Source organism: Rhodococcus sp. NPDC004095, from assembly GCF_053604015.1.
The window spans coordinates 460,412-484,240 of the sequence record NZ_JBSGGS010000001.1 but is presented as its reverse complement, the minus strand read 5'-3'; the positions used below and the strand labels follow the sequence as shown (position 1 = coordinate 484,240).

18 protein-coding genes are annotated in these 23,829 nt (G+C 69.8%); 10 read left to right on the top strand and 8 right to left on the bottom strand.

What is annotated here, in order from left to right:
• Window positions 1-4: 4 nt before the first annotated feature.
• The 3 genes from ACWEPG_RS02215 (at window position 5) to ACWEPG_RS02205 (ending at window position 5,059) form a co-directional block, all read left to right on the top strand.
• Complete coding sequence (locus tag ACWEPG_RS02215) at window positions 5-1,801, top strand: acyl-CoA dehydrogenase (protein ID WP_452593775.1); 1,797 nt, start codon at window positions 5-7, stop codon at window positions 1,799-1,801.
• Between the two features lie 115 nt (window positions 1,802-1,916).
• Entirely contained in the window at window positions 1,917-3,467 is a 1,551-nt protein-coding gene (locus ACWEPG_RS02210) for an AMP-binding protein (RefSeq protein WP_452593774.1), read from the top strand.
• A 125-nt stretch (window positions 3,468-3,592) separates the two neighbouring features.
• Window positions 3,593-5,059 (top strand): aldehyde dehydrogenase family protein, encoded by a 1,467-nt coding sequence (locus ACWEPG_RS02205; RefSeq protein ID WP_450113124.1) that lies wholly within the window; start codon window positions 3,593-3,595, stop codon window positions 5,057-5,059.
• 76 nt (window positions 5,060-5,135) lie between these two features.
• Here ACWEPG_RS02205 and ACWEPG_RS02200 read toward each other — a convergent pair whose 3' ends face one another.
• The gene (locus ACWEPG_RS02200) at window positions 5,136-8,630 is read right to left on the bottom strand and encodes an indolepyruvate ferredoxin oxidoreductase family protein (RefSeq protein ID WP_452593773.1); all 3,495 of its coding nucleotides are present in this window, start codon (window positions 8,628-8,630) and stop codon (window positions 5,136-5,138) included.
• Between the two features lie 159 nt (window positions 8,631-8,789).
• On the opposite strand from ACWEPG_RS02200, the gene ACWEPG_RS02195 reads away from it, so the two are divergent.
• Complete coding sequence (locus tag ACWEPG_RS02195) at window positions 8,790-9,305, top strand: Lrp/AsnC family transcriptional regulator (RefSeq protein ID WP_450113122.1); 516 nt, start codon at window positions 8,790-8,792, stop codon at window positions 9,303-9,305.
• On the opposite strand, the gene ACWEPG_RS02190 is transcribed toward ACWEPG_RS02195, so the two are convergent.
• Window positions 9,284-9,688, bottom strand: a complete 405-nt coding sequence (locus ACWEPG_RS02190; protein ID WP_450113121.1) for a WhiB family transcriptional regulator — start codon at window positions 9,686-9,688, stop codon at window positions 9,284-9,286. The two genes, ACWEPG_RS02195 and ACWEPG_RS02190, sit on opposite strands and share 22 nt — an antisense overlap.
• A 175-nt stretch (window positions 9,689-9,863) precedes the next feature.
• Between ACWEPG_RS02190 and ACWEPG_RS02185 the strand changes: the two genes are divergently transcribed.
• Both ACWEPG_RS02185 and ACWEPG_RS02180 read left to right on the top strand, forming a co-directional pair.
• Entirely contained in the window at window positions 9,864-10,811 is a 948-nt protein-coding gene (locus tag ACWEPG_RS02185; protein ID WP_452593772.1) for a DNA-3-methyladenine glycosylase family protein, read from the top strand.
• 149 nt (window positions 10,812-10,960) lie between these two features.
• Entirely contained in the window at window positions 10,961-12,376 is a 1,416-nt protein-coding gene (locus ACWEPG_RS02180; protein ID WP_452593771.1) for an MFS transporter, read from the top strand.
• Here ACWEPG_RS02180 and ACWEPG_RS02175 read toward each other — a convergent pair.
• Window positions 12,264-14,183, bottom strand: coding sequence for a GAF domain-containing protein (locus tag ACWEPG_RS02175; RefSeq protein WP_452593770.1), 1,920 nt, complete (start codon window positions 14,181-14,183; stop codon window positions 12,264-12,266). The two genes, ACWEPG_RS02180 and ACWEPG_RS02175, sit on opposite strands and share 113 nt — an antisense overlap.
• Window positions 14,184-14,300: 117 nt before the next feature.
• Here ACWEPG_RS02175 and ACWEPG_RS02170 point away from each other — a divergent pair, with 117 nt between their 5' ends.
• Window positions 14,301-15,701 (top strand): FAD-binding oxidoreductase, encoded by a 1,401-nt coding sequence (locus ACWEPG_RS02170; RefSeq protein ID WP_450133626.1) that lies wholly within the window; start codon window positions 14,301-14,303, stop codon window positions 15,699-15,701.
• A gap of 21 nt (window positions 15,702-15,722) precedes the next feature.
• Here the strand turns inward: ACWEPG_RS02170 and ACWEPG_RS02165 are convergent, their stop codons facing one another.
• Window positions 15,723-16,316, bottom strand: coding sequence for a helix-turn-helix domain-containing protein (locus ACWEPG_RS02165; RefSeq protein ID WP_450113116.1), 594 nt, complete (start codon window positions 16,314-16,316; stop codon window positions 15,723-15,725).
• A gap of 140 nt (window positions 16,317-16,456) precedes the next feature.
• On the opposite strand from ACWEPG_RS02165, the gene ACWEPG_RS02160 reads away from it, so the two are divergent.
• Complete coding sequence (locus ACWEPG_RS02160) at window positions 16,457-17,608, top strand: lipase family protein (RefSeq protein ID WP_450113115.1); 1,152 nt, start codon at window positions 16,457-16,459, stop codon at window positions 17,606-17,608.
• A gap of 70 nt (window positions 17,609-17,678) precedes the next feature.
• Here ACWEPG_RS02160 and ACWEPG_RS02155 read toward each other — a convergent pair whose 3' ends face one another.
• Both ACWEPG_RS02155 and ACWEPG_RS02150 read right to left on the bottom strand, forming a co-directional pair.
• The gene (locus tag ACWEPG_RS02155) at window positions 17,679-18,422 is read right to left on the bottom strand and encodes an SDR family NAD(P)-dependent oxidoreductase (RefSeq protein ID WP_452593769.1); all 744 of its coding nucleotides are present in this window, start codon (window positions 18,420-18,422) and stop codon (window positions 17,679-17,681) included.
• Between the two features lie 42 nt (window positions 18,423-18,464).
• Complete coding sequence (locus tag ACWEPG_RS02150; RefSeq protein WP_450113111.1) at window positions 18,465-19,388, bottom strand: 3-oxoacyl-ACP reductase; 924 nt, start codon at window positions 19,386-19,388, stop codon at window positions 18,465-18,467.
• A 196-nt stretch (window positions 19,389-19,584) separates the two neighbouring features.
• Here ACWEPG_RS02150 and ACWEPG_RS02145 point away from each other — a divergent pair, with 196 nt between their 5' ends.
• Complete coding sequence (locus ACWEPG_RS02145) at window positions 19,585-21,192, top strand: acyl-CoA synthetase (RefSeq protein WP_452593768.1); 1,608 nt, start codon at window positions 19,585-19,587, stop codon at window positions 21,190-21,192.
• 90 nt (window positions 21,193-21,282) lie between these two features.
• Here the strand turns inward: ACWEPG_RS02145 and ACWEPG_RS02140 are convergent, their stop codons facing one another.
• Window positions 21,283-21,765, bottom strand: coding sequence for a nuclear transport factor 2 family protein (locus ACWEPG_RS02140; protein ID WP_450133623.1), 483 nt, complete (start codon window positions 21,763-21,765; stop codon window positions 21,283-21,285).
• A 38-nt stretch (window positions 21,766-21,803) separates the two neighbouring features.
• Window positions 21,804-22,673 carry an LLM class F420-dependent oxidoreductase gene (locus tag ACWEPG_RS02135; RefSeq protein WP_452593767.1) on the bottom strand — a complete coding sequence of 290 codons (870 nt, stop codon included), beginning with the start codon at window positions 22,671-22,673 and terminating at the stop codon, window positions 21,804-21,806.
• Between the two features lie 207 nt (window positions 22,674-22,880).
• Here ACWEPG_RS02135 and ACWEPG_RS02130 point away from each other — a divergent pair, with 207 nt between their 5' ends.
• Window positions 22,881-23,774, top strand: a complete 894-nt coding sequence (locus tag ACWEPG_RS02130) for an IclR family transcriptional regulator (RefSeq protein ID WP_452593766.1) — start codon at window positions 22,881-22,883, stop codon at window positions 23,772-23,774.
• Window positions 23,775-23,829: the final 55 nt, after the last annotated feature.

The window sequence follows — 23,829 nt, the reverse complement described above, 5'->3', positions numbered from 1 at the left end:
ACTCATGACCACCGCCCCGCTGTCACGTCGCGACCTCGACTTCCTGCTCTACGAGTGGCTCGACGTGACCACGCTGACCGAGCGCAAGCGCTTTGCCGAGCATTCAAAGGAGACCTTCGACGCGGTGCTCGACCTGAGCGCCGAGATGGCGATCAAGCACTTCGCCCCGCACAACAAGAAGGCCGACGCCAACGAGCCGCACATGCTGCCCGACGGCACGGTGGAGATGATCCCCGAGGTCGCCGACGCGCTCCGGATCTTCGGCGAGGCGGGTCTGATCGCCGGGCAGTTCGACGAGTCGTTCGGCGGCATGCAGCTGCCTGCGGTGCTCGCCCGCGCGTCGATGGCCTGGTTCCAGGCCGCCAATGCCGCCACTTCGTCGTATCCGTTCCTGACCATCGGCAATGCGAATCTCATTGTCGCGCACGGCAGCCAGGAGCAGATCGACACCTACGTCCGGCCGATGCTCGAGGGTCGGTTCTTCGGCACCATGTGCCTCTCGGAGCCGCAGGCCGGATCCTCGCTGGCCGACGTCACCACCCGGGCGGTCCGCCAGGGCGACGGCACCTACCGGCTCACCGGAACCAAGATGTGGATCTCCGGTGGCGATCACGAACTCACCGAGAACATCGTGCACCTGGTGCTGGCCAAGGTCCCGGGCGGTCCGGCCGGCGTCAAGGGCATCTCGCTGTTCGTGGTCCCGAAGAAGCTGGTGAACGCGGACGGTTCGCTGGGCGAGCGCAACGACGTCACCCTGGTCGGGCTGAACCACAAGATGGGCAACCGCGGCACCACCAACACGCTGCTGAACTTCGGCGACGGCACCCACACTCCCGGCGGTGAGGCCGGCGCGGTCGGCTACCTGGTCGGCGAGGAGAACAAGGGCCTGTCCTACATGTTCCACATGATGAACGAGGCCCGGATCGGTGTCGGTTTCCTCGCCATCTCGCTCGGCTACGCCGGATACCTGCAGTCGGTGGAGTACGCCGCGACCCGCACCCAGGGCCGCGCCGCCGACGACAAGGATCCGACGTCACCGCCGGTACCGATCAACCGGCATGCGGATGTGCGCCGAATGCTGTTGGCGCAGAAGGCGTACGTCGAGGGTGCGATGGCGCTCGGGCTGTACTGCAGCAAGCTGTTCGACGACCAGGAGACCGCCGAGGGCGAAGAGGCCACGCGGGCGGCACTGCTGCTCGACACCCTCACCCCGATCGTCAAGAGCTGGCCCTCGCAGTGGTGCCTCGAGGCCAACAGCCTGGCCATCCAGGTGCACGGCGGCTACGGCTACACCCGCGACTACGACGTCGAGCAGTTCTACCGGGACAACCGGCTCAATCCGATCCACGAGGGCACCCACGGCATCCAGGGACTGGACCTGCTCGGCCGCAAGGTGACCATGCGGGGCGGGGCCGGGCTGGCGCTGCTGGCCGAGACGGTGCACGCGACGATCGCGCGGGCCGACGCCGTCGGCAGGGCGGCGGCCGAGTATGCGGTGCAGCTCGGCAATGTGCTCGACCGCGTCGTGGCGACCACCGGGAAGCTGTGGGGCACCGGTGATCCCGCGATCGCGCTGGCCAACTCCTCCGCCTATCTGGAGGCATTCGGGCACATGGTCGTGGCCTGGATCTGGCTCGAGCAGCTGCTCGCGGCCGACGGCAGGAGCGGCGACTTCTACGAGGGTAAGCGCGCCGCGGCCCGGTACTTCTTCCGCTACGAACTGCCGAAGACCGGCCCGCAACTGGACCTGCTCGACAGTCTGGACCGGACCCTGCTGGACGTGGACCCCGCCTGGCTGTGAGCGCGGTCCGATCGGTGACCGGTCCTGGCGGACACCGCTCGCGGAAATCGCCCGTGCGGACGACCTTCTGAGGTATGAACGACGAGAACTGACGTTCACTTCAGGAGGTCGTTTCGTGTACGTGGGGAACTTCGCCGCCACCACGCCGGACAAGCCGGCGATCATCCGTCCCGCCACCGGCGAACAGCTGACCTACCGCGAGCTGGACGAACGCTCCATCCGGCTGGCGAAGTATCTGCGCGCCGCCGGGGCACGACGCGGGGACCACCTCGCGCTGATCTCCGGCAACGACCTGCGCGTGATGGAGGTGTACTGGGCCGCGCTGCGGTCCGGGCTCTACATCACCGTGGTCAACTGGCACCTCACGTCGGCGGAGGCGGCGTACGTCGTCGACGACTGCGGCGCGTCGATCCTGGTGGTCTCCGCGGACGCCGCCACCGCGATCGACGTGGCGCCGGGCGCATTCCCGAAGGTCACCCACCGCCTGGTGTTCGGCGGTGCACTGGACGGGTTCGAGGACTACGAGCAGGCGTTGTCGCGGTACGACGCGTCCCCTCTCGACGACCAGCCGCGCGGTCAGGACATGCTGTACTCGTCCGGCACCACCGGCCGACCGAAGGGCATCAAGCCCAGGCTTTCCGGCGGACAGGTGCACGACACCATGGACCCGTACACCGCGGTGTTCGCGCCGTTGTACGGCTTCGGCCCGGACACCGTGTACCTCTGCCCGGCGCCGCTGTATCACGCAGCGCCGCTGCGGTTCTGCGGCACCATCACCTCGGTGGGTGGAACGGTGGTCCTGATGGACCGGTTCGACGCGGAGCGGTCCCTCGCCCTGATCGAGCGGTACGGCGTCACGCACAGTCAGTGGGTGCCGACGATGTTCGTCCGGATGCTCAAGCTGCCACCCGAGATCCGGGACCGGTACGACGTGTCGAGCATGAGGGCCGCCGTGCACGCCGCGGCGCCCTGTCCGCCCGAGGTCAAGCGGGCGATGATCGACTGGTGGGGCCCGGTGATCCACGAGTACTACGCCTCCACCGAGGGTGCGGGCGCGACGTTCATCGACAGCGCGCAGGCGCTGGCGCGGCCGGGATCCGTCGGTCGGGACGGGGCGCTGGGGGTCGTGCACATCTGCGACGAACTCGGGGTCGAGGTGCCGGCCGGACAGACCGGCACCGTCTGGTGGGAGCGCGACGAGCGCCCGTTCGAGTACCACAACGCGCCCGCCAAGACCGAGGAGGCGACGCATCCCGCGCACCCCACCTGGACCACCAGCGGCGATATCGGACACCTCGACGAGGACCGGTTCCTCTATCTCACCGATCGGGCCGCGTTCACCATCATCTCCGGCGGCGTGAACATCTACCCGCAGGAATCGGAGAACGTTCTGACCCTGCATCCCAAGGTGTTCGACGCCGCCGTTATCGGGGTCCCGAACGAGGAGATGGGGGAGGAGGTCAAGGCCGTCGTACAGCTCGCGGCCGGTGTCGAGCCGGGCCCCGAGATCGAACGCGAACTGCTCGACCACGTCCGTGGCCGGGTCGCGCACTACAAGGCCCCGGTCAGCATCGACTTCACCGACGACCTGCCCCGCACGCCCACCGGCAAGCTGGTCAAGCACCGGCTGAGGGCGCGCTACCTGTCCGCGCCGCCGACCGGCTGACCGCACGGTGAAGAAGCCAAATATTCATTGATGGAAATGCGGTTCTCGACGTAGTAACCTTGTTACTGAGCTCGACGGCACCTCTGCCCACCCGACAGCGACACGTGAACCGAAGGCGACCCGCGATGACCTCCACACCGATCCTGACCGACGTGATCGACGACCTCCGCAACCGTCGGGGAACCGGCGAGACGGTCCCGATCATCGACCCGGCGACCGAGGAGCAGATCGCCGAGTTCGCCGACGGCGGCGCGGATGCCGTCGACGAGGCCGTCGGGCGCGCCCGCAGTTCGTTCGACTCCGGTGTCTGGCAGGGCCTTCCTGGCAGCGAGAGGGCGAAGGTCCTGTGGCGCGTCGCCGATCTCATGGACGAGAGCGCGGACGACCTCGCGGAGCTCGACTCGGTCAACACCGGCATGCCGTACGTCCAGGCCCGGTCGATCACGACCACGTGCGCCGAGGTCTTCCGGTACTACGCGGGGTGGTGCACGAAACTCGACGGGATCGCGCATGACGTCCACATGGCCGGTGGTATCACCGGCGCGCATTCGAACATGCACGGGTACACGCTCAAGGAACCCTACGGCGTCGTCGGCCTCATCTTCCCGTGGAACGGACCGCTGTTCAACGCCGCCGCCAAGATCGCGCCCGCACTCGCCGCCGGGTGCAGCAGCGTCGTCAAACCCGCCGAGGAGACACCGTTCTCGGCGGTCCTCCTGGACCGGATCCTCACCCGCGCCGGCGTCCCGGACGGGGTGGTCAATCTCGTGACCGGGAACGGTCACACGGCAGGCAAGGCGCTCAGCGAGCACCCCGACGTCGAGAAGATCGCCTTCACCGGGTCCACCGAGGTCGGCAAGCAGATCGTCCAGGCGTCCGCGGGGAACCTCAAACGTGTCATGCTCGAACTGGGCGGCAAGTCCCCGGTCCTCATCTACGACGACGCCGACCTCGACATGGCGATCCTGGCGGCCTCGATGGGGATCTTCATCCACTCCGGTCAGGGCTGCATCTGCGGGTCGCGGGTGTTCGTCCAGCGAGGCGTGTACGACCGCGTCCTCGAGGGCATGTCGACGATCGCGCACTCACTCCAACTCGGCGGCCCGAAGGACGAGGGTTCGCACATCGGGCCGCTCATCAGCCGAAAGCAACTCGACCGCGTCATGGGATTCATCGACGGCGGCCGAAGCGACGGCGTCGAGGTCGTCGCGGGGGGCCACCGGCTCGACCGGCCAGGGTACTTCGTCCACCCGACGATCGTCACCGACGTCGACCCGGCGATGCGGTTGTACCAGCAGGAGATCTTCGGACCGGTCGTGGCGGTGCTGCCGTTCGACGACGATGACGAAGTGGTCGCGCTCGCGAACGACTCCGACTACGGACTCGCGGCCACGGTGTGGACCAAGGACGGTGCCCGTGCCCACCGCCTCGCGAAGCGCCTGCAGTCCGGCACCGTGACCCTCAACTGCCAGATGGTCTTCGACCACGCGATGCCGTTCGGCGGATACAAGCAGTCCGGCTGGGGCTACGAGTGGGGTCGCGCGGGTATCGAGAGCTACCTCCAGACCAAGACCGTGTTCACGCAACTCTGAGAGCGGTCGGTCACCCCGGGCCGAGGGCGGTCCGCAGCTCTCGTGACTCCTGCGGCCCACCCTGCGCTGTTGGGGATCAGTGCAGCAGCTCGGCCAGCCGGGCCCGGTAGGTCTCGACGTTCGCCAGCTTGACGGACTCGTAGCCGCGGACCAGGTCCGGCAGCCCCGCGATCTCGACGGCCCGGTCGTACGAGTCGGCGGTCAGCGTGGCCGCCAGCTCGTGCACCGTCGCGGTGTAGTGGGCGAGCAGTTCCCGCTCGACCTTCCGGACGTGGGCGTAACCGAACGGGTCGAGCTTCGTTCCGCGCAGAACCTTGCCCTTGGCCAGCAGCTTCAGTGCCACATGGGACTTCGGTCGAAGACCGATCTTCTTGCTGCGTCCCAGGGCGCGCAGGGCGGGCGGGTGCAGCTTGTACGTGAGATTGCTGCCACCGGGGACCTGGGACGCGACTTCCGCGACGAACGCGGGATCGACCAGCAGTCGGGCGACCTCGTACTCGTCCTTGTAGGCGGTGAACTTGTACAGGCCACGCGCGACGGCCTCGCTGAAGTCCGTGCGGTCGGTGACGGCGCGTTCGGCCGCCCACGCGGACTGCACTGTCTCGACGTACCGGCGGGCGACCTTCTCGGACTGGAAGCCGACGAGCTGAGCGGCGCGCAGTTCCACCAGACGCCGGACCTCGCCGTCGAAGGTGCTGCCGGACAGCAGGTGCGCAGGCACCGGCTTCGGTGTGCGGTGCGCGGGCTGCGTCGCGTCCCGGAATGCGACCGGATCGGTGATCGCCGCGCGGCCCCACCGGAAGGCGGCGATGTTGGTGTCGACGGCCACCCCGTTGATGCCGATGGCCTCCTCGATCGAGTCGGCCGGCAGGCGCAGGCCACCGGACTGGACGGCCGCACCGATGAGCAGGAAGTTCGCGGAGGCGGTGCTGCCGAACAATTCCTGCGCGGCGGCGAGCGCGTCGAACGCCGTCAGCGACGCCGACACCGAACCCAGCCGGTCCAACAGGACTTCCTCGTCCGGGTGGTGAACGCTCTTGTCGTACACCATGTCCCCGGTCGGGGTTCGGCTCGTCGAGGCGATGACCGCAGTGCTCGCGGGGTCGCCGTAGCCGAGGTTCTTCGCGTCGGCGGCGGTGAGCAGGTCGAACGCGATGATGGCGTCGGCGCTGCCCGGGGTGAGCCGGTTCGACGGCTCGAGTGCCCCGGTGGAGAAGCGTAGGTGGGAGACCACCGGACCCGCCTTCTGGCTCAACCCGATCTGGTCGAGGGACTCGACCTCGTAGCCGGCGCGCAGCGCGGCCGTGGCCAGCACCTGGTTGACGGTGACGATTCCCGTACCGCCGATGCCCACGAGGAAGACGTTCCGGGTTCCGGTCGGTTCAGGGACGCTCGGCGCGTCGACGGGGGGCGGCTCGGGGCGGGTCCGCTTGGCGGTCTTGGTCTTTCCCGGCACCTGCTCGACGGTGACGAACGAGGGGCAGTCTCCGTCCAGGCAGCTGTAGTCCGTGTTGCAGGATGTCTGGTCGATCCGGGTCTTGCGCCCGAACTCGGTGTCGACCGGCTGCACGGACAGGCAGTTGGACTTGGTGCCGCAGTCGCCGCAGCCCTCGCACACCGCCTCGTTGATCACGACGCGGGTGGTGCGGACCGGGAGCGTGCCGCGCTTGCGCTGCCTACGTGCGTCGGCGGCGCAGTGCTGGTCGTAGATCAGCACCGTGACACCCTCGATGTCCCGAAGCAGCCGCTGCGCCTCGTCGAGGCGGTCCCGGTGCCAGAGCAGGGTGCCCTTGGCGAGCTGCTTCTTCTTGTGCCGTTCGGGTTCGTCGGCGCAGATGACGATCTTCCTGACGCCCTCGGTGGTGAGCTTGTGGGTCAGTTGCGCGACGGTGAGCATGCCCTCGGCGTCCTGGGCACCGGTCATCGCGACGACCTCGTTGTAGAGCAGCTTGTAGGTGATGTTGACGCCGGCCGCGACACACGCCTGGACCGCGAGCTGGCCGGAGTGGAAGAAGGTGCCGTCCCCGACGTTCTGGAACAGGTGCGGGATGTCGGTGAACGGGGCCTGGCCGATCCACTGGCTGCCTTCGCCGCCCATCTGGGTGAGCCCGGTGACCTTGCTGTCCTCCCGGTTCGAGATGGTGACCATGGTGTGGCAGCCGATGCCGCCGCCGCCGATGGAGCCCTCGGGCAGGGCGGTGGACCGGTTGTGCGGGCAGCCGCTGCAGAAGTACGGGGTTCGCTTGGTTGGCAGTACCTCCAGCGAGAGCTGCGGCGGCAGTGGCCTCTTCAGCTCCACTACGTCGCGGAGCACCCGCCGCAGCGGTCCGAGCAGCCGCCCGGCGGTCAGTTCCCCGTCGACCGGCATCAGCGGCCGTCCGCCGTCGTCCCGCTTGCCGACGATGCGCGGCGTGTTGTCGGTGCCGTAGAGGATCTCGCGGATCTGCGTCTCGACGAACGCGGTCTTGTCCTCGACCACCACGAGCCGTTCGAGGCCTGCGGCGAATTCGCGCACCCGGTCGGGCCCGAGTGGAGTCGGCATCCCGATGCGCAGCAACCGGATTCCGGCGCGGTGCATCGTCTGCTCGTCGACGCCGAGGTCCAGCAGGGCCTGCCGGAGCGCGTCGAAGGTGGTGCCGGTGGCGGCGAACCCGATTCGCGCGGACCGGGGATCGACCTCGATGACGTCCAGGTCGTTGACGGCGCCGTAGGCGCGCACCACTTCCGCGCGCGGTCCGTACAGGTCGGCCTCGGCGATCACGCTGTCCGTCGGGACCGCCATCGGGCGCTGCCGGTAGGTGAACGGCCTTCCCTCCCATTCGATCTCGGGGACGGTGATGTCGAGGTCCGAGACCGAGCCGTCGACGGACCATGCGCCGTCGGCGAGGTCCGCGACGATCTTCAGTGCGACGATGCACCCGGATGCGCGGGACAGTGCGATCCCGTGCATGCCCATCGTCACCAGTTCGGCGGCGTTGCGCGGGAACAGGACCGGGATGCCGAGTGCGGCGAGGGAACGTTCGCTGACGGCCGGGACGGTGGACGACTTGGACGCCGGGTCGTCGCCGACGAGCAGCAGCATGCCACCCCGGCCACTGACGCCGTACATGTTGGCGTGTCGCAGCGCGTCGGTCGCGCGGTCCACGCCGGGCCCCTTGCCGTACCAGACGCCGACGACGCCGTCGTGGGTGGCGGTGCCGCCGAACGCGGCCAGGTCGGCCTGGCTGCCCCACACGGAGGTGGCGGCGAGCTCCTCGTTCAGGCCCGGGACGAAGGTGATGTCGTGCTCGGCGAGCACGGTCGGCATACCGTGCAGCATCTTGTCGACGCCGCCGAGGGGGCTGCCCTGGTAGCCCGAGACGAACGTCGCGACGCGGCGCCCGGCGCGCAGGTCGCGCATGTGCTGCTCGACGAGCAGGCGTGCGATCGCCTGGACGCCGGTCAGTAGGACCGGGCCGGCGCCGGGACGGTAGCGGTCGTCGAGGTCGTAGGACGTCGCGACGGAGGTGCCGGCGTTGACGGTGGCACCGGTGTCGACGGAGGTACTGGGGCGGTCGGCAAGTTCGGTCATCGCTGGCACCCTGTCCTTCGGCACTGGATCGTCACTGCCGAAATATCGGTCGTTCGGTGCAGCAATAGTCGGCTGAGGTGCCAGCAGCGTCAACAGTTGAAGTAATAGCGTGGCATGATGATCAGTTGTGACCCGCATCACCCCCTGGAGGTCAGCATCGTGATCAGCATCGACAAACTCGACGCGGCCCTGCTGCAGCTGCTCGGCGACGACCCGCGCGCGCAGATCATGGACCTGGCCACCCGACTGGGCGTCTCCCGCAACACGATCGCCTCCCGGATGCGGCGCCTCGAGGAGACCGGTGTGGTCACCGGCTACCGACCCGAGGTCGACCTGCCGACACTCGGATTGCCGGTGCAGGCGTTCGTCGGTGCGGAAACCGTGCAGGGGCGGATCCAGGCGGTGATCGAGGACCTGCGTGAGGTCCCGGAGGTGCTCGAAGTCCACACCACCACCGGCCGTGAGGACCTGCTGATCCGCATCGCGGCCCCGTCGCACGAGGAGCTGCTGCATGTGCTCGAACGGATCCTGGGAGTCGACGGCGTCGCGCACACCTCGACCACTCTTGCCCTGACCACCCCGATCAAGTACCGCACCCAGCCCCTGGTCGACCACATCACCCGCGAGGCGGGGCACGGCCGGTCCGCGGCGACCTACCGGGACGCGGCGGACTGAAGCAGCGAATCCTCGGGTACCGCCGCATCATTCGGGAGAAGGTGGATGAGGCGGGCCGGGGCGGTTCGGAATCCTTCGCGCCCCACGGCGATCGGTTCGGACCCCGGGCGGTTCGAGGTCGCGATCCGGGTCAGCACCGCCTGCCGGTCCGAGCCCTCGACGTGGGCCAGGTCGACGCCGGCCCGGATGCCGTGCCGGTCGTCGCAGACGCGGGCGTCGTCCGCGCACTGCGCGCGCACCGGGCAGCCGACGCACAACGCCGCGACCCGGGTGGTCGACTCCCGGGAGGCGCGGAGCGGCGGAAACCACCAGGTTTCAGGTGTTTCCGCGCAGTGCCGTTCCGGGTCGAGATACCACGCCTTGCCGCGTAGTCCCTTGTTCACAGTGCCACCTCGTTCACGCCTTCGATCCACCCCGCGCCCTCGCAGGCCTCGGCATCCACTTTCCGGTACCGGCGATCCCGGCGAAAGGGTCGAACGTCCCGGGTTGGACGCCGAATCGCATGACCTCCGCCACTGCGCGCCCGGCCGCGCCCGGGGCGGGCCTATCGTTGGGGCCATGACCGTCCCCGCCGTCGCGTCCGGCGAGGCCGACGCGCCGCTGGACACCGTCCACCGCAGCGACCGGCCCCTGCTGCTGACTGCGTCGCTGGCCACGCTCGGTCGTGGGCGCGGGGACCCCTGCCATCGGGTCACGCCGGACGGCGCGCTGTGGCGGACGACGCTGATGCCGACCGGTCCGGTCACCTACCGGCTCACCCAGCTGGACGCGACGTCCGTGCGGTGCCGGGCCTGGGGCGACGGGGCCGCCGAGTTCACGCGCACCCTCCCGGATCTGCTCGGGGAACGCGACGCGGCAACGGATTTCGCGCCCCAGCATCCGAAGTTGAGGGAAGCGCATCGGCGGCTGCCGGGACTGCGGATTCCGCGCACGGGGCGCGTCTTCGAGGTGCTGGTGCCGACGATCCTGGAACAGAAGGTGCACGGGGTCGCGGCCCGTGCGTCGTGGCGTCGGCTTGTCACCGCGTACGGCGCCGTCGCTCCCGGGCCTGCGCCGGCAGGGATGAGGGTGCCGCCCCCGGCCGAGGTGTGGCGCCGCATCCCGTCCTGGGAGTACCACCGGGCCGGCGTCGACCCGAAACGGTCCCGCACGATCGTCACCGCCGCCGCCGTCGCGGGCAGGCTCGAGGAGACCGTCGCGATGACGCCGGCGCAGGCGCAGGCGCGGCTGCGGGCGGTGCCGGGGATCGGGGTGTGGACGGCGGCGGAGGTGGCCCAGCGGGCCCTCGGCGACGTCGACGCGCTGTCCGTGGGTGACTTCCACCTCGCCGCGATGGTCGGCTGGTCGCTGCTCGGGCGCCCGCTCGACGACCCCGGCATGGTCGCCTACCTCGAACCGCTGCGGCCGCACCGCTACCGCGCGATCCGCCTGCTCGAGGTCAGCGGGCAGGCCGTCAAACCCAAGTTCGGACCCCGGACCGCGGTCACCGATCACCGCCGCCACTGACCCGCCGAGGCCGGAGTGGACCAAATCTCCATACCGACGCGGAAACTGTGGAGAGTTTCTCCGTGGTGGGCGTCGCGGTGGCTTCGTAGGGTTCCCCACGGTCACGGGTGATGTCCGCTTCCCCGTCGCGTTCTCCAGGAGCCACACCCATGACGACCGCCGCCGCCCCGGCTGCAGGGCACGACGACACCGCGCTCGAACAGCGCGTGGTGCGCAAGGTCGCGCGCCGCCTGATCCCGTTCCTCGCGGTGCTGTACTTCGTCAACTACCTCGACCGCACCAACATCGGGTTCGCCAAGCTCACCATGAGCGAGGAACTCGGCATGACCGCGACGATGTTCGGCCTCGCGTCCGGCCTGTTCTTCGTCGGCTACCTGATCTTCGAGGTGCCGTCCAACCTGGCGCTGCACCGCTTCGGTGCCCGGATGTGGATCGCCCGCATCATGTTCACCTGGGGCATCCTCGCGGCCGCGATGGCTTTCGTGCCCAACGTCGGCAGCCTGTACGTGGTGCGCATCCTGCTCGGCATCGCCGAGGCCGGTTTCTTCCCCGGCGTGCTGCTGTACCTGACGTTCTGGTTCCCCGCGAAGTACCGGGTGCGGCTGATGGGCATCTTCCTGCTGACGCTGCCCGCGTCGTCGGCGATCGGCGCCCCGCTCTCGACCGCGATCATGCAGTTCGGCGACGGCCTGTTCGGACTCTCCGGCTGGCGGCTGATGTACCTCGTCGAGGGGCTGCCCGCGGTGCTGCTCGCGCTCGTCACCTGGTTCTACCTCACCGACAAGCCGCACCAGGCCAAGTGGCTCGACGACGAGGAACGCGACTGGCTGGTGCGGACCATGGAGGCCGAGAAGGCGTCCACGGCGGACGAACACGGCACCCCGGTGTGGAAGACGCTGCGCAACCCGCGGGTGATCGCGCTCGGCATCGTGTACTTCGGCGTCACCTACGGCCTCTACGCGCTGAGCTTCTTCCTGCCGACGATCGTGGCCGGCTTCAAGGAAACCTTCGACACCGACTTCACGGTGTTCGAGACCGGGCTGATCGTCGCCGTGCCGTTCGTGATCGGCGGCATCGCGATGGTGCTGTGGAGCCGGCACTCCGATCGCACCGGCGAACGGGTCTGGCACGTCGCCGCGCCCGCCCTGCTCGCCGCCGTCTCCATCCCGGTCGCGTTGTACCTGAACTCGCCGTTCGCGGTGATGGCCGTCGTCTCGCTGACCGCGATCGGTGTGCTGTGCGCGATCCCCGTGTTCTGGTACCTGCCGACCACGTTCCTGTCCGGGGTCGCGGCCGCCGCGGGCATCGCGATGATCAACTCGATCGGCAACCTGTCCGGGTTCGGCGCCCCCTACCTCACCGGCTGGCTCACCGACCTGACCGGCAGCGCCAAGGCCGGCCTCTGGGTGGTGGGCGCTGTGCTTCTGCTCGCCGCCGTCCTCGTCGTCACGCTCAGTCGTCGTGACGCGGTGGCTGCCCGGCGAGACGCTGCGCACCCGCTCGGAGCCGAAGCAGCAGCTGCAGGTCCAGTGCCAGATCCGGGTCACGCCACTGCTTCCCGATGAGCCGGTCGATCGACTCGAGCCGCTGGTAGAGGGTGTTGGCATGGATCCCGAGGTCCGCTGCCGTCGCCGCGTGCCTGCGGTTGTGTTCCAGATAGGACGCGAGGGTGTCGGGTAGCGGCACCCCGCGCTGCTCCTGCTCGCGTATCAGCGGGCCCAGCATCTGCTCGGTCACCGCGGCCAGCTCCTCACGGCCCGTGCGGCTGAGCAGGATCCGGTAGATCCCCAGCCGGGACGCGGGTGCGATCTGCGAGCCGCGGCCCAACGTCTCGAGCACGTCCACCGTCTGCTGTGCCTGCGTGTACGCCCGCGCCAGCGCCTGCCCTCCGCGGGCCGGGTCGGACACCCCGACCGTCGGGTCGGTCTCGGGCTGCACCCAGCGCTCGAGCACCCCGTCGGGGTCGAGACCGGGGACCACGGCGATCACCCGCGAACCGTGCTCGGCGACCACGGTTCCCGACGGCAACCCCATCTCCTCGATCCGGGCACGGGTGCGGGCGACATCGGTCTCCGGGCGCGCCACCACCACCGTGTACGGGCGGTCCGGGTTCACCCCGGCCAGCCGGAACTGCTGCTCGACCTCGGCCGGTGTCGGGGCGGGCCGGGTGATCAGATCCACGAGCAGCGCGTCGCGGGCGCGGCGGCCGGCCTCGGTGGCCGCCCGTTCCCCGACCAACGCCAACGCGATCGCCGGTGCCGCGCGCTCGAGGATCAGCATCACCGGGTCCCCGGGGTCGGTGGGCGCGAGGAGCAGCAGCACGCCGAGCCGGTCCCCGGAGGCCCGGACCTCGCGTCCCACCAGCGTGCGGCCGCCGGCGGCGGTCGCGGCGGCGGCCTGCTCCGTTGCCGCGCCGAGGCTGCTCGCGCCGGATACCGGCGAGCCGGATGCGGCCGAGTCGAGGGCGGCGAACACCGCCTCGACCGCGTCGGCGTCCAGTGCGGCGGGCCGTTCGCCGGGTTGCGTCACGAAGTACGCCGGGCAGCCCGCCGACGCGGACACCTCGGCGACCAGGTCGCGGACCCCGCCGCCGCGCAGGACCACCTGGGTCAGCGCCCGGTCCCAGCGCAGGGTCCGCTCCAGCAGGTCGGTGCGGCGGGCGAGCTCGGCGTTCGCGGTCTCGAGCTGGGCGACGGTCTCCTTCGAGCGGACCATCGTGCGGGCGTTGTCGATCGCCACCGCGGCGTGCGCGGCCAGCGCGGACAGCAGCATCACCTCGTCGTCGCTGAACGACCGCTCCTGCCGCTTGCAGGCGCACACCGCGCCGAGCAGGGTGCCGCCGCGCCGCAACGGCACCGCGAGCAGGCCGCGCATGTTCTCGGCCCGGGCGGCGACGTCGGCCGGTCCGGTGTGCGGGAACGTCGGGTCGGCGCGGTAGTCGGGTGTCCAGGCGGGCGCGTCCTGGGTCATCACCCGCCCCATCAGCCCCTCGGTTCGGGACAGCGACAGCCCGATCAGCTGGGAGGTGTAGGCACCGCTTGCGACCTCGATCACCAGGTCGTCGCCGTGGAGCAGGCCGATGTAGACCAGGTCGACGCCGAGCAGCCTCCGCGCCTGCGCCGCTATCTCCGTCAGCAGGGTCGACGGGTCGTGCAGGGTGGTCAGCTGGGCGGCGATGTCGTTGAGGGCGGCGAGTTCGGTGGCCCGCTGCCTGCGCTGCTCGAGCAGCAGATGCAGCCGGAACGCGGCCTGGGTGTCGTGTTCGATCGCGGCCGGGTGCGCGGGCTCCGCGGCGAGCAGCCGGTCGCGGTGTGCGATCAGTTGGTCCGGGGTCGCGTCGTCGAGGAGCAGGTGCAACCAGTCGTCCCGCATCGCGCCTCATCATTTCTTCGTCGACCGAACAGTATGGAGACATCATCCACCAGTCTGCGTGGACCACGGAGATTCGGTCCGTCGATTCGGGTTCGTCACTGGACTAGCGTCGAGAGCATGACTGTCGACGCCACCTCGATCCGCATCACCGAGCTCGCGGACGAGTTGACGTCCGCGATTCCCGCCGACCGGGTCGTCACGGACCCCGATGTGATCGAGCCGTACCTGCACGACGAGGCCGAGTGGGCGCCGTACGGCACCCCGCTGCTCGTGGTCCGGCCGCGCACCGCGCAGGAGGTGCAGGTCGTGGTTCGCGCCTGCATCGCGCGGGGTGTGCCGATCGTCAGCCGCGGCGCGGGCACCGGACTCTCCGGTGGGGCCAACGCGACCGACGGCTGCGTGATCATCTCCTTCGACAAGATGAACGCGGTCAAGGAGATCAACCCACTCGAACGGCTCGCCGTGGTCGAACCGGGCGTGGTCAACGACGACCTGCGCGCCGCGTGCGCGAAGGAGGGGCTCTGGTACCCGCCGGACCCGTCCAGCGCCGCGTGGTCGACGATCGGCGGCAACGTGTCCACCAACGCCGGTGGCCTGTGCTGCGTCAAGTACGGCGTCACCCGCGACTACGTGCTCGGCATGCAGGTCGTCACCGGAACCGGTGAGCTGGTTCGGCTCGGGCGGCGCACCGCGAAGGGGGTCGCAGGCTACGACCTCGCCGGCCTGATGGTCGGCGCGGAGGGCACCCTCGGCGTGATCACCGAGATCACCGTCAAACTGCGCCCCCTGCAGGAACCGCAGCGCACCATCGTCGGCTACTTCGACTCCACCGTTGACGCCGGACGCGCGGTGCGGGCGGTCGCCGAGGACGGGTTGACCCCGTCCGCGCTGGAGCTGATCGACCGGCAGTGCCTCGTCGCCGTCGACGCCTGGAAGAACATGGGTCTGTCCGCGGACGCGAACGTGCTGCTACTCGGGAGGATCGACACGCCAGGCGCCGTCGGGGACGCAGAGGCCGAGCGGATGCTCGCCTGTTTCGATCGTGCCGGTGCGACGTGGAGCGCGCAGTCCACCAACCAGCAGGAGGCGGACGCGCTGTTCCTCGCCCGCAGGCTCGCGTATCCGGCTATGGAGCGTCTCGGTCCCGTGCTCACCGAGGACATCTGTGTCCCGAAAGCCGTTGTGCCGGAGATGCTCGAACGTATCGAGGAGATCGGGCGGCGGCACGAGACGACGATCGCGTCCATCGCGCACGCCGGGGACGGGAACCTGCATCCGCTGCTGATCACCCCCCGCGACGACGACGCCGCCCGGATTCGCGCCCAGGCCGCCTTCGCCGAGATCATCGACGCGGCAATCGAATACGGTGGCACCGTCACCGGTGAGCACGGTATCGGCCTGCTCAAGATGGACGGTCTGGCGCAGGAACTCGATCCCTTCGTGATGGACATGCACCACGCGGTCAAGCTGGCCCTCGATCCGCACGGAATCATGAACCCGGGCAAGGTCATCCGGTAGGCGGCTACGCCGGACAGGCGCCTACGGCGCCTGGAGCAGTGCGAGGGTCGTGCTGATCAGTTCGTGCTCGAGATAGGTCAGGGCCTGTGCGCTCTCGCCCTCGCGCTCCCAGGCGGCCAGCGCGGCGATGACGTACCGCGCCATCAGCGCCACCCGCCGGGTGCGGGCCGGGTACTCGAGGTGGGTCAGCGTGTCGGCGATGTCGATGAACAGGTTGTGCACCACCGTCATCGCCTCGGCGCGCGGCTGTCGTGCCACGGCCGCGTCGTCGAGGGTGAAGATGTCCAGGGCGATCGTGGCGAGCCACTGCTCGTTGAACCGGGCCCAGTAGCTCGGCTGGTGGCGGCCGAGTTCGGCGACCAACGGCCGCACGTACGCCTCGACCATCGTCGGCAGGTCGTAGTCGCCGCGGTCGACCGCGCCGGCGATGATCACCGCGCGATCGATGCTCACCGGTTCGGTGTGGCGCTGCCAGACGGCTTCGAGCAGTCCCTGCCACGACCCGAAGTGATAGCTGACGGCCGAGTTGTTCTTGTGTCCGGCGGCCTTGACGACCTCGGCGACGCGGACTCCGTGCAGGCCACGCTCGGCGACGAGCCGCTCGGCGGCGTCCACGAGCGAGTCCCTACCCCTTGACGGCTGCGCTTTCGGCACGGTACTAAGAAACCCTTCTTAAACGTTTGCGAGGCGTGGGCCTCGTTGCAATCTTTTCCGGAGGCATCATGCGCCAGGCTCGACCCACTGTTCCGTTCCGCATGATAGGGGGACTGGCAGTCGCCGCGGTGGTCCTGAGTGGCTGCTCGTCGAGCGACACCGACGATTCCCCGGCCGCCCCGAAGCCCGGCGACCTGCTCTCCACGGCGCCGCTCACCAACGCCGCCGCGCTGCCCAGTGCCGCCCGAAACGAACTGGTCACCTACGCGTCGGAGAACGGCGACGGCAAGCCGATCGTCGTCTCCGGGACGATCGCGATCCCGTCCGGCACCGCCCCCGAGGGCGGCTGGCCGGTGGTCAGCTGGGCGCACGGCACGACCGGTATCGCGGACACCTGTGCTCCCTCGGGCGACACCGTCGACGGTGCCGCGCACGACTACGTCTCGCGCACCGCGCCCTCGCTGGACCGGTGGCTGCAGCAGGGCTACGCGGTGGTCCGCACCGACTACGAGGGCATGGGCACCCCCGGCGACCACACCTACCTGAACGCGCAGTCCGAGGTGAACGCGATGACCGACCTCGTGCTGGCCGCCCGCCATCTCGACGATTCGGTCGGGGACAAGTGGATTGCGGTGGGGCACAGCCAGGGTGGTGCCGCCGCGGTGAGCGCGTCGGATCTGGGCACGCAGCGGGCGCCGGAGCTCGACCTGGTCGGCGCGGTCTCGCTGGCCCCCGGCAGCGGACTGAGTCAGACCCCGCAGTACATCAAGGGCGGCAACCAGGCGGTGGCACCCATCCTCGCGTTCCTGCCGATCACCCTGCTCGGCGCGGCGGCCGCGGACCCGGCCGTGGTGCCCGACGAGATCGTCACGCCCGCAGCCGAACCGCTGCTGAAGGCGGCGCGGACCGGCTGCATGGCCGACGTGCGGGCCGCGATCGGTGACATCCAGGTCAACTCGGTGATCCGGCCGGACGCCGATCTGGGTCCGTGGACCGACTACCTGAAGAAGCAGGAACCGGAGAACGCAACGCCGGCGGTGCCGCTGTTGGTGCTGCAGGGCACGGCGGACGTCCTCGTGGCGGCCCCGCAGACGGACGGGCTCGTGAAGACGCTGTGCGGCAAGGGCGCTCCGGTCCAGTACAAGAAGTACGAGGGCGCCGACCACCGCGCCGTGATGGATGCCTCCTTCGACGACGCGGAGGCCTTCGCCTCGGCGGTACTTGCGGGCGACGAGGTCCAGCCGAGCTGCTGATTCTCGACGACGAAAACGGGCCCCTGCGTGAAGCAGGGGCCCGTTTTCGTCCGGATCGGCGCGGCCGCGCTCAGCGCAGCTTGATGCTGCCGCCGTCGACCATCAGGGTCTGGCCGGTCATGTAGCTCGCGTCCGCGCTGGCGAGGAACACCGCGACCCGGCCGATGTCGGACTCGGGGTCACCGAACCGGTGCAGCGGGGTCTTCGCCAGCAGCACCTCCTCGACGCCGGGGTTGGCCTCGATGTACGCCTTGACACCCTCGGTCGCCGCCAGCGGCGAGATGATGTTGACGTTGACGTTGTCGACCGCCCACTCGTTGGCGGCGACCCGGCTGATCGCTCGGATGGCCTCCTTCGCGGCGGCGTACGACCCCTGGGTCACCTGGCCCTCGATGCCGGCGCCGGACGCGAAGTTGATCACCGATCCCTGGTTCGTGGCCAGCTGGGCGTGCGCGGCCTTCATCAGCCAGAACGTCGGGTAGAACCCGGTCCCGAACGACAGGTCGAGCATCTCCTGGGTGGTCTCGAGCAGCGGCGCCTGCCGGGACGCGTGCGCGTTGTTGACCAGGACGTCGACCTTGCCGAACGCCTCGATCGCGGCCGCGACGATCGCGGCCGCGTTCTCCTCCTTGGAGATGTCGGCGTTCAGGAACTTCCCGGCCCCGCCGAGTTCGTTCTCCAGTGCCGCGCCGGCGTCGTCGTTGATGTCGACGAACAGGACCTTCGCGCCCTCCTTGGTGAACGCCCGGACGATGCCACGACCGATGCCGCCGGCACCGCCCGTGACGATCGCGACCTTGTCCGCAAGCCTCATGTCACGCTCCTTCGAAGTCGAGCCGAGATTGACTGGGGTCGATCAGTCGACGGCCAGCGCGGGCTTCTCCAGCTCCGCGACGCTGTACGCAGAGTACGTGTCGTACTTCCCGCGACCGGTGAAGTAGGACGAGAGCTGCTGATCGAGCTCCTCGACGGTGAACGCGGAACCGGCTGCGTCGAAACGGTTCTCCACCTTCGGCGAATCCATCAGCGCGACCATCTTGCCGTACACGACGAACACCTGACCGGTGATCTCGTGGGAGGCGGGGGAGGCCAGGTAGGCGACCAGGGTGCCGACGCGCTCGGGCGCGAGCGGGTCGAGCCCGGTGGCGGCGGCGTCGGCGTCACCGAATGCCTCGGCGGTCATCGCGGTCCGCGCGCGCGGGCAGATCGCATTGGCGGTGACGCCGTAGCGGGCCAGGCCCTGGGAGGTGGACAGGGTCAGCGCGGTGATGCCGGCCTTGGCGGCGGAGTAGTTCGGCTGTCCGGCGGAGCCGAACAGGAACGCCTCGGAGGAGGTGTTGACGACGCGGCCGTAAACGGGGGCGCCGGACTCCTTGCTCAGGTTCCGCCAGTACTGGGCGGCGGCGACCGAGGTGGCGGCGTGGCCCTTGAGGTGGACGCGGAGGACGTCGTCCCAGTCCGACTCGGTCAGGTTGAAGATCATCTTGTCGCGCAGGATGCCGGCGTTGTTGACCAGGATGTCGAAGGAGCCGAAGTTCTTGACGGCCTCCTCGATCATGCGGCCGCCGAGCGACCAGTCGGAGACGTCGCCGGTGACGGCGATCGCCTGGCCACCCGCCGCGCGGATCTCCTCGGCAACCGCGTGGGCGGCATCGCCCATGTCGTTGACGACGACGGCGGCGCCGGCCTCGGCGAGCGCGAGGGCCTCGGCGCGGCCCAGGCCCGCCCCGGCGCCCGTGACGATGGCGGAGCGGCCGGCCAAGCTGACAGATTCACCCATGGAATGTCTCCCGTGTTCGGTTGCCGCGGTTCGTCCGACGGCCCATGAACCGAAAACTAGTATTCATTCTAGTTCCTTGCAAGGGCGCATCCCACTACGGCGGCAGTCCCGTTGTTCGGGAGTGACGCGCGCCACTCGCTCCCGTTTCGTGGGACCGTGTGCGACGCCGATCACACCCGCGTCAGAAGGACTCTGGATGTCGCTCAACCTTGCAGATCTGTTCGAAGCCGCCGCGGACGCCGTTCCGGACCGCGCCGCCATCGTGTGCGGGGATGTCCGCCTCACCTACGGCGAGCTCGACGCCGGTGCCAACCGGCTCGCCCACCACCTGACCGGCGCGGGTGTCGGACCCGGTGACCACGTCGGCATGTACATGCGCAACAGCACCGAGTTCGTCGAGGCGCTGCTCGCGTGCCTGAAGATCCGGGCCGTGCCGGTGAACATCAACTACCGCTACGTCGACGCCGAACTGACCTACCTGTTCGGCAATGCCGAACTCGTCGCGGTGGTCGCCGACGGCGAGTTCGCGGCCACCACCGCCGCGGTGCTGCCGCAGACCCCGACCGTGCGGCACGTGGTGACCGTCGGTCCGGTCGCCTCCGCGGACCTGGACTGGGGGAGCGTCACCGCCGTCGACTTCCACGTGGCCGTCGCCGCGCAGCCCGCCGACCGCGGCTTCCCCGAGCGCAGCAACGACGACCTGTTCATCATCTACACCGGCGGCACCACCGGTATGCCGAAGGGCGTGATGTGGCGGCAGGAGGACTTCTTCCACGCCGCGCTCACCGGCGGCAACCCGTTCGGTGAGCCGTACAGCGGTGCGGAGGCGGTGGCCGCCGCGGTCCCGCACATCCCGGAGATGACCTGGATGCTGACCGCGCCGCTGATCCACGGCGCGGCGCTGTACTCGCTGTTCACCGCCTTCTGCATCGGGACGACCCATGTGCTGATGCCGAAGTTCGACGCGATCGAGGCCCTCGCACTGATCGAACGCGAGCGCGTGATGACGCTGACCGTGGTCGGTGACGCCATGGCCCGCCCGCTCGCCGACGCCATCGCCGAGCACGGCGCCGAGTACGACCTCGGCTCGCTGATGGTCGTCGGGTCCGGCGGCGCACTGTTCTCGAAGGGTGTGCGCGACCAGCTCGTCTCGCATCTGCCCAACCTGACCGTCCGGGACGGGTTCGGGGCGTCCGAGTCCGGCGTCGACGGGAACCTCGAGATCGGCGCGGACGGCCTGATGCGGATCGCCGCCAAGCCGACCGTGCGGGTCGTCGACGAGCGGATGCGTCCGATCGAACCGGGTTCCGGCGAGGTCGGTTACATCGCCCGGTCCGGCAACGTGCCGCTCGGCTACTGGGGTGACGCGGAGAAGACGGCCGCGACGTTCCCCGTCGTCGACGGGGTGCGGATGTCGATCCTCGGCGACATGGGCCGGGTCGAGCCGGACGGCGCCATCGTGCTCCTCGGCCGCGGGTCGATGTGCATCAACACCGGCGGGGAGAAGGTGTACCCGGAAGAGGTGGAGATGGCCATCAAGAGCCATCCGGCCGTGATGGACGCCCTGGTCGCCGGCGTCGACGACGAGCGGTACGGGCAGCGGGTCGGCGCGGTCGTGCAGCCCCGCGACGGCCACGAGGTGCCCGACCTCGACGAGCTGATCGACCACGTCACCACCCAGGTCGCCCGCTACAAGGCGCCCCGGATGGTCGTCGGGGTCGACACGATCGTCCGCTCTCCCGCGGGCAAGGCCGACTACCGCTGGGCCAAGGCGACCCTGCAGGAGCAGGCCACCCGCGCCTGATCCTCCACGCCCCCACGAAAAAGCTGAAGGTCACCTTCATGCATGCGCGTGAAGCGCACGAAGGTGACCTTCAGCCGGAAATGGGGGCGTTCAGACGCCGGAGGAGAGGATGCCGCGGCCCTCGTCACCGCCGTTGAGCACCCGGCCCACCCGGCGGGTGACCTTCCACTCGCCGTCGATGCGGGAGAGCTCCCACCGGTTCGCGGTGATCCGCGCGACCCCGTACACACCGGTCTCGGTGTCGCGCAGCACCAGCTGCGAGTGGCAGGTCGCGACCGCGGTGTCGCCGTCCAGCTTGATGTGCGGCGGGTAGAGCAGGTGACCGCTGCCGCCGTGGATGTAGGACTGGTGGTTGCGGGAGTGGACCATCGCCTCGATCTCGCCGCGGCCGTGCATGGCGCCGGTGTCGACGTCGTACAGGCCGTCCTCGGTCCACAGGCCGGAGACCTTCTCCGCCTGGCCGCTGTCGACGGCCGGGCCGTACGAGCTGATGAGGTTCATGATCGCCAGCTTGTCCTCGAGCAGCTGGACGCGGTCGGCGAGCCGTGCGACGAGCTCGGCGGTGTCGGTCATCTGTGGGCCTCTCTGTTGTCGATCGGTACTGCGGTGGATCAGTCGAATTCGATGCCGAGGGGGCGGGCCAGCTCGGCCAGTGTCGCGAGCTGATCGCAGTAGTGGTCGACGCCGGTCGCGTCGATGGTGACGCCGGCGATCGTGGCGCCGGCATCCCGCAGCCGGGTCAGGGCGCGCGCCGCGCCCTCGGGGGCGCCTGCCGGGTCCAGCGGTCGGCCGGCGGCGAGCACGATCTCCATGCCCTCGGGGGCGGGGGTCTTGTCGAGCATCGCGGTCAGGTCGTCCAGGCGCAGACCGAACGGCACCCAGCCGTCGCCCAGTTCGATCGCGCGGCGCAGCGACCGCGGCGTGCGGCCACCGATCCACAGCGGCATCCGGGCCTGGACCGCGTGCGGTTCCACGACCATGTCGGCGAAGTCGTAGAACTCGCCGTGGTACTCGGGCGTCGGACGGCCCAGTGCCGCCCGCAGTGCGCGCAGGGCGTCGTCGGCGCGGGCGCCGCGGCCTTCGAAGGGCGCGCCGAGCAGGTCGAACTCCTCGCGCAGGCTGCCGACTCCGAGGCCGAGGGTGACGCGGCCGCCGCTGATCCGGTCGAGGGTGCCGTATCGCTTGGCGATCTCGAGGGGGTGGTGATAGCCGAGGACGAGGACCTGGGTGAGCAGCCTGATCCGGGAGGAGTGGGCTGCGAGGAACCCGAGGGTGGCGAGGGGATCCCAGTAGGTGCCGCCGCGCTCGGCGGCGATCTCGACCGGGACTGCGACATGCTCGCTGCACGTCACGTGGTGATACCCGAGCCGGTCCGCGGCGGCGGTTATGGTGGCGACGTCGCCGATGCCCGCACCGATTTCCCAGTCCGCGCGGGTGGCGGGGTGCTGGATGAGCACCGGGGTGACGATCCCGATTCGCATGACCTTCTCGCTCCCGTCTGTCGGGGGACTTCGGGTCCCGCGACCGGTTTCTACATCACCCGGGGTGTGCGTGCGGGGACCCTCTCGGTCACCGGGACCGGTGATTCGAGTGGGGTGTTCCACATCACTGTCCGGTTTTGCTACAGTTTCAGAATTGATTTCAGTTTTGGATCGGATGGTCGATCCCCCGGACCTTCAGGAGTCGTCATGACGGTCGTCACCGAAGCGCCAAGCCGCAAGACCCCCGAGGGCGGTCGCGAGGTTCCGCCCTCGATGGTCGAACGCATGACGCTGATCCTCGACGCGTTCGACGGCCGCGCCGCCCGGCTCACGCTCGAGGAGGTCGCCTGCCGCTCGCAGCTGCCGCGTTCGACCGTCCACCGCATCCTCGACTCGCTGGTCAAGCTCAACTGGGTCGAGCACGCCTCCTTCGGTTACCGGCTCGGCCGGCGGGCCCTCGGCACCGGCGGGGACGGCGGGCACGCCGAGATCCGTGAGGCCGCCGCACCCCTGCTGCACGAACTGCACCTGCAGACCGGCATGGTCGTGCACCTGTCCTTCCTCGACGGCCACGAGATGGTCTACCTCGACAAGGTCGGCGGCCGGATGGCGAGCGCGATCCCGTCCCGTGTCGGCGGCCGGGTGCCCGCGCACTCCACCGCCGCGGGCAAGGCGTTCCTCGCCTGGCTCGACCCCGAGCGGGTGGACGCCGTGTGCACCGGCCGGCTCGCCCGGGCCACCGCGAACACGATCACCAACCTCGGCACCCTGCACCTGGAACTGAACCGGATCCGGCAGCGTCGCGGGCTGGCCTTCGAGCGCGAGGAATCGGCCCGGGGTGTCGCGTGCGTGGGCGCCGCCATCCGCGGTCCCGAGGGGCCGGTCGCGGCGCTGTCGCTCAGCGGTGACGTGCGCACCGCCTCCCTCGAGCGGGTTGCGCCGCTGGTCGTCGACGCGGCACGGGAGATCGGCCGCACCCTGTACCCGGAACTCGGAGCCACCCGTCGTGCCGTGCAGCCGGCGGTTCCGGTCCCGGCGGACACCTGGTCGCCGGAGGCGCGGACCCGGGTGCTCGGTGGCCGCGCGGGCGGCTGGATCTAGGACGGACGGAACTCGGGCCCGGTCACGAGTGGCGTGACCGGGCCCGAGTGCTGAA

Bases quoted from the DNA above. Each gene is read 5' to 3' on its own strand.
- ACWEPG_RS02135 (WP_452593767.1), bottom strand. From the start codon at position 22,673: ATGCGAATCGGGATCGTCACCCCGGTGCTCATCCAGCACCCCGCCACC.
- ACWEPG_RS02150 (WP_450113111.1), bottom strand. From the start codon at position 19,388: ATGGGTGAATCTGTCAGCTTGGCCGGCCGCTCCGCCATCGTCACGGGC.
- ACWEPG_RS02215 (WP_452593775.1), top strand. From the start codon at position 5: ATGACCACCGCCCCGCTGTCACGTCGCGACCTCGACTTCCTGCTCTAC.
- ACWEPG_RS02140 (WP_450133623.1), bottom strand. From the start codon at position 21,765: ATGACCGACACCGCCGAGCTCGTCGCACGGCTCGCCGACCGCGTCCAG.
- ACWEPG_RS02155 (WP_452593769.1), bottom strand. From the start codon at position 18,422: ATGAGGCTTGCGGACAAGGTCGCGATCGTCACGGGCGGTGCCGGCGGC.
- ACWEPG_RS02160 (WP_450113115.1), top strand. From the start codon at position 16,457: ATGATAGGGGGACTGGCAGTCGCCGCGGTGGTCCTGAGTGGCTGCTCG.
- ACWEPG_RS02185 (WP_452593772.1), top strand. From the start codon at position 9,864: ATGACCGTCCCCGCCGTCGCGTCCGGCGAGGCCGACGCGCCGCTGGAC.
- ACWEPG_RS02175 (WP_452593770.1), bottom strand. From the start codon at position 14,183: ATGCGGGACGACTGGTTGCACCTGCTCCTCGACGACGCGACCCCGGAC.
- ACWEPG_RS02145 (WP_452593768.1), top strand. From the start codon at position 19,585: ATGTCGCTCAACCTTGCAGATCTGTTCGAAGCCGCCGCGGACGCCGTT.
- ACWEPG_RS02170 (WP_450133626.1), top strand. From the start codon at position 14,301: ATGACTGTCGACGCCACCTCGATCCGCATCACCGAGCTCGCGGACGAG.
- ACWEPG_RS02205 (WP_450113124.1), top strand. From the start codon at position 3,593: ATGACCTCCACACCGATCCTGACCGACGTGATCGACGACCTCCGCAAC.
- ACWEPG_RS02130 (WP_452593766.1), top strand. From the start codon at position 22,881: ATGACGGTCGTCACCGAAGCGCCAAGCCGCAAGACCCCCGAGGGCGGT.
- ACWEPG_RS02180 (WP_452593771.1), top strand. From the start codon at position 10,961: ATGACGACCGCCGCCGCCCCGGCTGCAGGGCACGACGACACCGCGCTC.
- ACWEPG_RS02200 (WP_452593773.1), bottom strand. From the start codon at position 8,630: ATGACCGAACTTGCCGACCGCCCCAGTACCTCCGTCGACACCGGTGCC.